Annotated in this window: 10 protein-coding genes; 7 read left to right on the forward strand and 3 right to left on the reverse strand. The window is 69.8% G+C overall.

What is annotated here, in order from left to right:
- Positions 1 to 35 precede the first annotated feature (35 nt).
- On the reverse strand, positions 36 to 2,390 hold the full coding sequence (locus M878_RS64190; RefSeq protein WP_023547055.1) for a transglycosylase domain-containing protein: 2,355 nt from the start codon (positions 2,388 to 2,390) through the stop codon (positions 36 to 38).
- Between the two features lie 229 nt (positions 2,391 to 2,619).
- Here M878_RS64190 and M878_RS64195 point away from each other — a divergent pair, with 229 nt between their 5' ends.
- The 5 genes from M878_RS64195 (at position 2,620) to M878_RS64215 (ending at position 7,435) form a co-directional block, all read left to right on the forward strand.
- Positions 2,620 to 3,555, forward strand: a complete 936-nt coding sequence (locus M878_RS64195) for an SPFH domain-containing protein (protein WP_023547056.1) — start codon at positions 2,620 to 2,622, stop codon at positions 3,553 to 3,555.
- A complete protein-coding gene (locus M878_RS64200; RefSeq protein WP_023547057.1) occupies positions 3,552 to 3,785 on the forward strand; it encodes a type II toxin-antitoxin system antitoxin in 234 nt (77 codons plus the stop codon). Before M878_RS64195 ends, M878_RS64200 begins: the two co-directional genes overlap by 4 nt.
- 94 nt (positions 3,786 to 3,879) lie before the next feature.
- Entirely contained in the window at positions 3,880 to 4,404 is a 525-nt protein-coding gene (locus M878_RS64205; RefSeq protein WP_023547058.1) for a PadR family transcriptional regulator, read from the forward strand.
- Positions 4,401 to 5,093 carry an ABC transporter ATP-binding protein gene (locus M878_RS64210; RefSeq protein ID WP_023547059.1) on the forward strand — a complete coding sequence of 231 codons (693 nt, stop codon included), beginning with the start codon at positions 4,401 to 4,403 and terminating at the stop codon, positions 5,091 to 5,093. The genes M878_RS64205 and M878_RS64210 overlap by 4 nt, the downstream gene beginning before the upstream one ends.
- Entirely contained in the window at positions 5,090 to 7,435 is a 2,346-nt protein-coding gene (locus M878_RS64215; protein WP_031224943.1) for an ABC transporter permease, read from the forward strand. Before M878_RS64210 ends, M878_RS64215 begins: the two co-directional genes overlap by 4 nt.
- 159 nt (positions 7,436 to 7,594) lie before the next feature.
- On the opposite strand, the gene M878_RS64220 is transcribed toward M878_RS64215, so the two are convergent.
- Positions 7,595 to 8,539, reverse strand: coding sequence for a LysR substrate-binding domain-containing protein (locus M878_RS64220; protein ID WP_023547061.1), 945 nt, complete (start codon positions 8,537 to 8,539; stop codon positions 7,595 to 7,597).
- A gap of 136 nt (positions 8,540 to 8,675) precedes the next feature.
- Here M878_RS64220 and M878_RS64225 point away from each other — a divergent pair, with 136 nt between their 5' ends.
- Together M878_RS64225 and M878_RS64230 are read left to right on the forward strand one after the other, a co-directional pair.
- Positions 8,676 to 9,230: a peroxiredoxin gene (locus tag M878_RS64225; RefSeq protein ID WP_023547062.1), complete on the forward strand. Its 555-nt coding sequence runs from the start codon at positions 8,676 to 8,678 to the stop codon at positions 9,228 to 9,230.
- A 3-nt stretch (positions 9,231 to 9,233) separates the two neighbouring features.
- Positions 9,234 to 9,767 carry an alkyl hydroperoxide reductase gene (locus tag M878_RS64230; RefSeq protein ID WP_023547063.1) on the forward strand — a complete coding sequence of 178 codons (534 nt, stop codon included), beginning with the start codon at positions 9,234 to 9,236 and terminating at the stop codon, positions 9,765 to 9,767.
- 157 nt (positions 9,768 to 9,924) lie between these two features.
- Here M878_RS64230 and M878_RS64235 read toward each other — a convergent pair.
- A partial coding sequence (locus tag M878_RS64235; RefSeq protein WP_023547064.1) for an AI-2E family transporter occupies positions 9,925 to 11,037 on the reverse strand: 1,113 nt, incomplete at its 5' end.

Here is an 11,037-nt window from a genome sequence, read left to right on the forward strand (position 1 = left end):
CCCTTCGCGTATGCGCTCTGCTGACCGAAGCGCTCCTACTGGCCGAAGTTCTGTCCGCCGCCGGGGTCGATCGGGTTGTCCGAGATCCCGCCCGTCGGCGACTGCGTCGGCGACTGTGTGGGGGACTGCGTCGGCGACTGCGTGGGCGACTGCGTCGGTGCGTGCGACGGGCTGTGGGACGGCGACGTGGAGGTCGACGGCGTGCTGGACGGTGTGTGCGACGGGCTGTGGGACGGCGTCGAGGACGGCATCGGCGTGTAGCTCGGCTGGACGGCCGCGCCCTGCGTGGTGTTCAGGTCGAACTTGGTGACGTCGCCCATCGCCTCGAAGGTGTAGGCGGCCCAGATCTTCGCCGGGTAGGTACCACCGTTGATACGGCCGCTGCCCGAGATGAGGCCCGTCGCACCAGTCAGCGGAACCTGGGCGTGGGACTTGGCGGACTCGCCGAACAGGCCGACCGAGGTGACCAGGCCGGGCGTGTAGCCGGTGAACCAGGCCGACTTGTTGTTGTCGGACGTACCCGTCTTGCCGGCGACCTGCTGGCCGTCGCGCGCCGGGTTCTTCGCCACCGAGTCCCTGGCCGTACCGTCGTCGACCACGCCGGTGAGCACCGAGGTGACCGTGTCGGCGGCCTCGCGGGGGATCACCTGGTCGCCGATCGGGTCCGGCAGGGTGACACTGCTGTCCTTGTGGTCGGCCGACTTGATGATCGCCGGGGTGACCTTCTCGCCGTGGTTGGCGAGGGTCGCATAGATGCCGGCCATCTCCAGGGGGCTCGCGCCCATGGAGCCCAGCGTCTGTGCGGGGACCGCCTCCATGCCCTTGGTGTCCATGCCGAGCTTGCCGGCCACGGACATCACCTTGTCCATGCCCACGTCGACGCCCATCTGCGCGAAGACGGAGTTGACGGACTGGTTCATGGCCGTCTGGACGGTGATGGGGCCGTAGTCCTGCTTGTCCTCGTTCGGCGGGCCGAAGCCGACCTTGCTGCCGTGGTCCACGACCTGGCGGCCGCTGGTGCCGTCGTAGATCGTGCTCGCCGTGATGGGCTGGCCGTCCTGCGTCTGGGCGCCCTCGGCCAGAGCCGCGGCCAGGATCACCGGCTTGAAGGTGGAGGCGGGCTGGTAGTCGCGGCGGGTCGCGTTGTTGGTGTAGTGCTGGAAGTAGTCCGCGCCGCCGTACATGGCGAGCACCTTGCCCGTCTTCGGGTCGACGGACGCGGCACCCGGCTGGACGTCGCCATCGACGGAGCGCTTCTTCGCGTCCAGCTTGCTGGTCAGCTGCTCCTTGACGGCCTGCTCCAGCTCGCGCTGCTTCTTCCTGTCGATATTGAGCGTGATGGTCCAACCGCCCTTTTTGACCAACGCCTCGGCGTCACCGAGGGAGTTGGCCTTGCCCTGGGCGACCAGCTGCTTCTCCAGCTGCGCGTTGGCCGCGTCCACCAGGTAGCCGGTCTGGCCCTTCATGCCGGGCGCCGCCTTGGGCGCCTTGGGGACCTCGAACTTCATGGCCTGGCGCTTGCTCGCATCCAGCCAGTTCTGCTTGACCATGTTGTCCAGGACGTAGTTCCAGCGGGCCTGCGCGAACTTCTTGCCCGTGTCGCTGGCGATCGCCCAGTCGTACTGGTTCGGCGCCTGGAGCAGCGCCGCGAGGTAGGCGCCCTCCTCGACGGTGAGGTTCTTGGCGTCCTTGTGGTAGTACGCCTGTGCCGCGGCCTGGATGCCGTAGGCGCCGCGGCCGTAGTAGCTGGTGTTGATGTAGCCCGCGAGGATGTAGTCCTTGGACTTCTGGCGGTCCAGCTTCAGCGAGATGACCAGTTCCTTCAGCTTGCGCGTGACGGTCTGGTTCTGGTCCAGGTAGTAGTTCTTGACGTACTGCTGGGTGATCGTCGAACCGCCCTGTGTGCCGCGCCCCATGACGGTGTTGAGGATGCCGCGGGCGGTGCCCTGCAGGTCGACGCCGGCGTCGTGGTAGAAGTTCTTGTTCTCGGCCGCGACGAAGGTGCGCTGGACGTCTTTGGGGACTTCGCTGAGGTCGACGCTCTCACGGTTGAGGTAGCCGGTGCGGGTGAGCATCGTGCCGTCGCTGTACTTGTAGATGTTGCTCTGCAACTGGGCGTCGGCGTTGCCCGCCGGGATGTCCACGTACAGGTAGAGCCCGATGAAGGCGGCGATCACCAGCAGGCAGAGCGTGAAGAACGTCCCGAGGATTTTCTTCCAGGTGAACAGCCGGCGTATTCGGCCCTTGGGAGGTTTGCCGCTTCGGCCCTTGGGGGGCCTGCCGGGCCTGCCGTCGGCCGGGGTGGCCGCCGTGGGCGCGGAGCGGTGGCGCTTGGGCGCCGCGCGGTGGCCACCGCGCTGTCGCGCTCGTCTCTCTTCCGCTCGTCCCATCGGTCCCTACGCTCGCTTCCTCTCGGGGTCAGCTCCGAAAACTAACACCCGTCTATATGACAAAGGACGCCCGATCCGTTCTTTTACGGACGTGACAATCAGCACCTGCTCCGAGGGAACCGACGATCCTGGGGGCCAGAGGGTTGCCTTGGGGTGTAAAAGTGATATCACTTAGATAGAGGCAAGCTAGGCCTGCCGCGGCAGGCCCCATGAGAAACGGGGACCACCCATGTCCGCACACGACCCGGCCGTCACCGCCGACATACCCGAGATGCCCGCGCCGCGGGTGCGCGAGTTCACCGCGCACAGCATCGGCGGGGGGCTCGCCCTGCTGCTCGGCCTGCTCGGGCTCGGCGCGGGCGTCGCCCTGTTCATCACCGCCTCCACCGTCTCCGCCGCCGGCGCCAAGGCCGGACTCATCGTCGCGGGCGTCGTCATCTTCCTCGCCGGCGTCATCTCGGTGCGCGGCCTGAACACGGTCGCGCCCGGCGAGGCCCGGGTCGTCCAGCTCTTCGGGCGCTACCGGGGCACGATCCGGCAGGACGGCCTGCGCTGGGTGAATCCCTTCACCTCGCGGACCCGGATCTCCACCCGCGTGCGCAACCACGAGACCGCCGTCCTGAAGGTCAACGACGCCTACGGCAACCCGATCGAGCTGGCCGCGGTCGTGGTCTGGAAGGTCCAGGACACCGCGCAGGCCACGTTCGAGGTGGACGACTTCGCCGAGTTCGTCGCCACGCAGACCGAGACGGCCGTCCGGCACATCGCGATCGAGTACCCCTACGACGCCCACGACGAGGACGGCCTGTCGCTGCGCGGCAACGCCGAGGAGATCACCGAGAAGCTGGCCGTCGAGCTGCAGGTGCGGGTGGAGGCGGCCGGAGTGGAGATCATCGAGTCCCGCTTCACGCATCTCGCGTACGCTCCCGAGATCGCCTCGGCGATGCTCCAGCGGCAGCAGGCGGGGGCGGTCGTGGCCGCGCGGCGGCAGATCGTGGACGGCGCGGTCGGCATGGTCGAGGCGGCACTCGCCCGGATCGCCGAGGCCGACATCGTGGAACTGGACGAGGAACGGAAGGCGGCGATGGTGTCCAACCTGATGGTCGTGCTGTGCGGGGACCGGGCCCCGCAGCCGGTCCTCAACACCGGGACCCTCTACCAGTGACGGACCCTTCCGAGGCTCCGAAGCGACGGCCGCAGCAGCGCAAGCAGGTGCTGCTGCGGCTCGACCCGTCCGTCTACGAGGCGCTGGCGCGGTGGGCCGGGGACGAACTGCGCTCGGCCAACGCGCAGATCGAGTTCCTGTTGCGCAAGGCGCTGGCGGACGCGGGGCGGCTGCCGAGGGACGCCGGTCCACTGCCGCGCAGGGGCCGACCACCTGTTTCGGAACCGTGACAATCGGCTCCCACCTGCACTGCCGTACCGCGCGCCATGATCTCCACACCCTGCGTATACATGCGGCGTATACATCGTGTGTAGAGTGCTCGGTATGTCCATCGGTCACACTCTCCTGGGGCTCCTGGAGTCCGGCCCGCGGCACGGTTACGACCTGAAGCGGGCCTTCGACGAGAAGTTCGGTCACGACCGGCCGCTGCACTACGGCCAGGTCTACTCCACGATGTCCCGGCTGCTGAAGCACGGCCACGTGGAGGTCGACGGCATCGAGGCCGGCGGCGGCCCCGAGCGGAAGCGGTACGCCATCACCGACGCCGGCATCACCGACGTCGAGCGCTGGCTCGCGACCCCGGAGAAGCCCGAGGAATACCTCCAGTCGACCCTGTACACCAAGGTCGTCCTCGCGCTGCTGACCCACCGGAACGCGGCCGACATCCTCGACACCCAGCGCGCCGAGCACCTGCGCAGCATGCGGATCCTGACCGACCGCAAGCGCAAGGGCGATCTCGCGGACCAGCTGATCTGCGACCACGCGCTGTTCCACCTGGAGGCCGACCTGCGCTGGCTGGAACTCACCGCCGCGCGCCTCGACAAGCTCCGTGAGGCGGTGGCCAAGTGACTCCTCCCCCTGCCGGCTCCCTGCTCACCGCCGAGAACCTGTGCAAGGCCTACGGCCCCACCGTCGCGCTCGACGGCGCCGAGTTCTCCATCCACCCCGGCGAGGTCGTCGCCGTGATGGGCCCCTCCGGCTCCGGCAAGTCGACCCTGCTGCACTGCCTCGCCGGCATCGTGCCGCCCGACTCCGGGTCCATCACCTACGACGGCCGCGAACTGTCCGGCATGAACGACGCCGAGCGCAGCGCCCTGCGCCGGTCCGAGTTCGGCTTCGTCTTCCAGTTCGGCCAGCTCGTCCCGGAGTTGACCTGCGTGGAGAACGTGGCCCTCCCGCTCCGGCTGAACGGCGCCTCCCGCAAGCAGGCCGAGCAGGCCGCGCTCGCCTGGATGCAGCGCCTGGAGGTGGACGACCTCAAGGGCAAGCGGCCCGGCGAGGTCTCCGGCGGCCAGGGGCAGCGCGTCGCGGTGGCGCGGTCGCTGGTCACCGGGCCCCGCGTGGTGTTCGCCGACGAGCCGACCGGCGCGCTCGACTCCCTCAACGGAGAGCGCGTGATGGAGCTGCTGACCGACGCGGCCCGCTCCACCAACGCGGCCGTCGTCCTGGTCACGCACGAGGCCCGGGTGGCCGCCTACTCCGACCGGGAGATCGTCGTACGCGACGGCAAGTCGCGGGACATGGAGCGCGCACTGTGAATCCCCGTCAATGGACCCGGGATCTCGGCATGGGGGTCCGGTTCGCCGTCACCGGCGGGCGCGAGGGCTGGATCCGGATGCTGCTGACGGCGGTCGGCGTCGGCCTGGGCGTGGCGCTGCTGCTGCTGACGACCGCGATCCCGAACGCGCTGGCGGTACGGGACCAGCGCAACGAGGCCCGTCAGGACTTCACCTACGGCCCGCACCGGGCGAAGGCCGCGAACACCCTGGTGATCTCCCACGCCGACACGACGTACCACGGCAAGGACGTCCGCGGCCGGCTGGTGGAGCCCGAGGGGCCGCGGGCACCGCTCGCCCCGGGCCTGTCGACGTACCCGGCGCCGGGCGAGATGGTCGTCTCGCCCGCGCTGAAGGATCTGCTCGGCTCCGGTGAGGGCAAGCTGCTGCGCGAGCGGCTGCCGTACCGGATCGCCGGGACGATCAGTGAGAGCGGGCTCGTCGGTTCGCAGGAGCTCGCCTATTACGCGGGCGCGACGAACCTGGCCTCGCGCATCGACACCTACCGGACGGCCCGGATCACCGAGTTCGGGCGCCCGGACACATCGTCCTCGACCGATCCGATGGACCCGGTCCTGATCCTGCTGGTGCTGGTCGTCTTCGCGGTGCTGCTGATGCCGGTCGCCGTGTTCATCGCCACGGCCGTACGGTTCGGCGGCGAGCGGCGCGACCGCAGGCTGGCCGCGCTGCGGCTGGTGGGCTCCGACAGCCGTATGACCCGGCGGATCGCGGCGGGCGAGGCACTCGCCGGAGCGCTCGTCGGGCTGGTCTTCGGCACCGCCTTCTTCCTGCTCGGCCGTGAGCTCGCGGGCTCGGTCGAGATCGTGGGCATCAGTGTCTTCCCCAGCTACCTCAACCCCTCGCCCGCGCTGGCCGCCCTGGTCGCGATCGCCGTTCCGGCGGCGGCGGTGCTGGTCACGCTGTTCGCGCTGCGCGGGGTGGTCATCGAGCCGCTGGGCGTGGTCCGTACGGCCAAGCCCACGCGCCGCCGGCTGTGGTGGCGGCTGCTGCTGCCACTGGGCGGACTGGCGTGTCTCACGCCGATGGTCGGACAGGGCCGGAACAACGGCAACTTCAACGAGTACCTGGTGATCGGCGGCGTCCTGCTGCTGCTCGTCGGCGTCACCGCGCTGCTGCCGTGGGTCGTCGAGGCCGTCGTGGCCCGGCTGGGCCGGGGCGGCATCGCCTGGCAACTGGCCGTACGAAGGCTGCAGTTGAACAGCGGTACGGCGGCGCGCATGGTGAACGGCATCGCGGTCGCGGTGGCCGGGGCGATCGCGATGCAGATGTTGTTCGCGGGCGTCGAGGGGGACTACACCAGGTCCACCGCGAAGGACACCGACCGGGTGCAGATGCAGGTCAGCCTGCCCCAGGGTGTTCCCTTCCTCCCGGCCGCCGAGAAGTTCGCCACGACCGAGGGCGTACGGAAGGCCGTCTCGCTGGGCAGCACCGACCTGGGCGACGGGCGCTTCGGCCCCGGCAAGGGGCCGGACAACACCGTCGGCCTCACCGTCGGCACCTGCGCCTCGCTGCGTGCGGTGGCCGACCTGCCGGCCTGCCGCGACGGGGACGTCTTCACGGTGACCGGCGGGGACCGGGACGCCGACGTGACGAAGCTCGCCCGGCCCGGCCGCACGCTCCACCTCGACGCGAGCAACGGCACGGGCGGCGGCCCGGACGTCGTGTGGACCGTACCGGGCGACCTGAAGCGGGGCCGCGCGCTCGACGGGCTCACCGGGATCAAGGAGAGCCGTGTGCTGATGACACCGGCGGCCATGTCCCAGCGGATGAGCGCCACGCTGACCGGATCCGTGTACCTCTCGATGGACATGTCGGCGCCGGACGCGAGCGAGCACGTCCGCAACACGGCCGCGCGGATCGACCCGCTGGCGAACGCGATCGTGTGGTCGGCCACCGAGCGGTCCCAGCGGTTCACCTCCATCCGCACCGGTACGTTCGCCGGCGCCATCTGTGTACTGGCGCTGATCGGCGCGAGCCTGCTGGTCTCCCAGCTGGAGCAGCTGCGCGAACGCAGGAAGCTGCTGTCGTCGCTGGTCGCCTTCGGCACCCGGCGACGCACGCTGAGCATGTCGGTGCTCTGGCAGACCGCGATCCCGATCGCACTGGGCCTGCTGCTCGCCTCGGCCGTCGGACTGACGCTGGGCGCGGTGCTGCTGAAGATGGTGGGCGCGACGGTCGGCGTGGACTGGCCGAGTGTGCTCTCCCTGACCGGCGCCGGCGCGGCGGTGGTCCTCACGGTCACCGCGCTGAGCCTGCCGCCGCTGGTCCGGATGATGCGCCCGGAGGGGCTGCGGACGGAGTAGGCGGCGCAGCCGCCACCAAGGGGCGCGGGACTGTGTCCGATGTGCGGCTCCGCCGCGATGGGGGTCCCCCCGGGTTCGAGCGAAGCCGAGAACTTGGGGGAGCGACCAGCCCCCACCGGCCCGCAGCCGCGAGCACTCCGGAACCCCCTCCCCGGAGTGCTAGTCCAGCACCCGTACCGGCAACGCACCCAGCCCCTCGCGCAAAGCGGCGGCCAGCTCCTCGTACTCAGCGGAGCGCGCCGCTCCGGCCCGCATCGCGAACGCGACGCGACGGCTCGGCGCGGGCTCGGCGAAGGACCCGGTGAGGAGCTGGCTGCTGCGGGCCGTCTCCAGCTTCAGCGCCGTGCGCGGCAGCAGCGTGCAGCCGAGGCCGCCGGCGACGAGCTGGACGAGGGTGGACAGCCCGGCGGCCGTCGTGGTCACCGGCGCGTCCTCCCGCCCCGCCTCCCGGCAGATGTCCAGGGCCTGGTCGCGCAGGCAGTGGCCCTCGTCCAGGAGCAGCAGGTTCAGCTCCTTCAGTGCCTCGCGCGGGATGCCCTCGCGGCCGCCGAGCCAGTGGTCGAGCGGGGTGACGAGCACGAAGTCCTCGTCGAACAGCGGGAGTTCGACGACGCCGGGGACACCGAGCGGGACTGCCAGCAACAGCAGGTCCAGACGGCCGGAGCCCAGGCCCTCCAGCAGGCTGGCGGTCTGCTCCTCGTGCACCTGGAGGTCGAGGTGCGGGTAGCGCTCGTGCACCAGCCGCAGCACGGCGGGCAGGAGGTACGGCGCGACGGTGGGGATCACCCCGAGGCGCAGAGCGCCCGTGAACGGCGCCCGGACCGCCTCGGCCTCCTCCAGCAGCGCCCCGACCGCGTCCAGCACCGCCTTCGCCCGCACCGCGAGGCGCTCACCGGCGGGCGAGAGCAGCACCCTGCGCGTCGTACGCTCGAGAAGGGTCACCCCGAGGGTCTCCTCCAGTGCCGAGACCGCACCCGACAGGGCGGGCTGGCTCATCCCGATGGCGGCCGCCGCGTCCCGGAAGTGCAGATGCTCGGCCACGGCGGCGAAGGCACGCAGCTGGGCGAGGCTCGGCTGCCTCCGCTTGCCGTTACTGATGGTCACTGATAGCTACCTCCGATCAACACGACCGAGTGTAGCTATTTCACTAATCAATGCACCCTGTGCCAACATCAGCAGCGTCCAACCCAATACGGGAAACTCCCCCAAAAGGGGTGTTTCTTCGCTGCAAGGAGAGCGTGTGCTCACTGTCGGTGACAAGTTCCCCGAGTTCGAACTGACCGCCTGCGTCTCGCTGGAGAAGGGCAAGGAGTTCGAGCAGATCCACCACAAGTCCTACGAGGGCAAGTGGCTGGTCGTGTTCGCATGGCCGAAGGACTTCACCTTCGTCTGCCCGACCGAGATCGCCGCGTTCGGGAAGCTGAACGACGAGTTCGCCGACCGCGACGCCCAGATCCTCGGCTTCTCCGGTGACTCCGAGTTCGTCCACCACGCCTGGCGCAAGGACCACCCGGACCTGACCGACCTGCCGTTCCCGATGATGGCCGACTCCAAGCACGAGCTGATGCGCGACCTCGGCATCGAGGGCGAGGACGGCTTCGCACAGCGTGCCGTCTTCGTCGTCGACCCGAACCGCGAGATCCAGTTCACCATGGTCACCGCCGGTTCCGTGGGCCGTAACCCCAAGGAGGTCCTGCGGGTCCTGGACGCCCTGCAGACCGACGAGCTGTGCCCCTGCAACTGGAGCAAGGGCGAGGACACTCTGGACCCGGTCGCGCTGCTGGCCGGTGAGTGACCCATGTCGCTCGACTCGCTGAAGTCCCGCGTCCCGGACTACGCCAAGGACCTCAAGCTCAACCTGGGCTCGGTCATAGGCAACTCCGAACTGCCCGCGCAACAGCTGTGGGGCACGGTGCTGGCGACCGCCATCGCCTCGCGCTCCCCGATCGTGCTGCGTGAGCTGGAGCCGGAGGCGAAGGCTCACCTCTCGCCCGAGGCATACACGGCCGCGAAGGCCGCCGCCGCGGTGATGGCGATGAACAACGTCTTCTACCGGACGCGTCATCTGCTGTCCGACCACGAGTACGGCACCCTGCGCGCGGGTCTGCGGATGAACGTCATCGGCAACCCGGGCGTCGAGAAGGCCGACTTCGAGCTGTGGTCGTTCGCGGTCTCCGCGATCAACGGCTGCGGCATGTGCCTGGACTCGCACGAGCAGGTGCTGCGCAAGGCCGGCGTGGAGCGCGACGTGATCCAGGAGGCGTTCAAGATCGCCTCCGTGGTTCAGGCCGTCGGCGTCACACTGGACGCCGAGGCCGTGCTGGCCGAGTAACCCGCTCCGGCGCATCAAGGCCCCTGCCCATCCGATGGGCAGGGGCCTTCGCATGTCCCTCGACCGCCCCTGGCCTCGGCGGTCCAGGTCATGGCGGCCGACGTGACACCGGCCTTCCGCACGGCCGGATTCAGCGGGCACCTCACCCTGTGACGGGCTAGCCGTCCGTCTCCGTGCCGGACGGCTCCGGTTCCCCGGTGGTCGTGGGCACCGCCGCGGACTCCGCCGCCGGTGTGGTCCGGTTCATGGCCAGTTCCTCGGAGTACACGCGCAGGTACCCGACCACCGTGTTCGTCACCGCCACCAGCGGTACGGCCACCACCGCGCCGCCGATGCCGGCCACCATGCCGCCGGCCGCGACCGTGAGGACGACCGCGAGCGGGTGGACGCGGACGGCGCGGCCCAGGATGAACGGCTGCAGGACGTGGCCCTCGATCTGCTGGACCGCGAGGACGACCACCAGGGTCATGACAGCGGTGAAGACGCCCTGGGTCACCAGCGCCACGATCACCGCGAGCGCGCCGGAGGCGACCGCGCCGACGAGCGGGATGAACGAGAACAGGAAGATGAACACGGCCAGCGGGACGGCCATCGGCACGTCCAGGAAGTAGATGCCGATACCGATGAAGGTCGCGTCGATCAGGGCGACCAGGACCGTGCCGCGGACGTAGGCGGTCAGGGTGCGCCAGGCGCGCGGGCCGGCGCCGGCCACGCCCGGGCGGGCCGCGGCGGGCACCAGTTTCAGGAACCACTCCCAGATGCGCTTGCCGTCGTAGAGCAGGAACAGCGTCGAGAAGAACACCAGCAGGATGCCGGTGAGGGTCTCGACGATGACCTGAACTCCCTCCAGGCCCGCGGACGTTATCTGGTCGGCGTTGGCGCCGATCGCCTCGCGCAGGTTCTTGGCGATCTGGTTGATCTGTTTGTCGGTGACGTGGAAGGGGCTCTTCAGCAGCCAGTTGCGCAGGTCGTCGATGCCGGACTGGATCTGGTTGGAGAGCGTGTCGATGTTCTCCATGACCTGCCAGGTCACGAACCAGCCCATCAGCCCTATGACGACGAACCCGCTGATCGCGGTGAGCGCGGTGGCCGGTCCGCGCGGCACTCCGCGACGGGTGAGCCGGGCGACCGTCGGCTGCAGCAGCGCGGTGACGAGCAGGGCGATGACGAAGGCGAACACCACCAGCTGGACCGCGCTGATGACCCGCATCAGGACCCAGACGGTGCCGGCGAGGACCAGCAGACGCCAGCCCGCCTCGGCGGCGACCCG

It is taken from the genome of Streptomyces roseochromogenus subsp. oscitans DS 12.976 (assembly GCF_000497445.1).
Classification (GTDB): Bacteria; Actinomycetota; Actinomycetes; order Streptomycetales; family Streptomycetaceae; genus Streptomyces; species Streptomyces oscitans.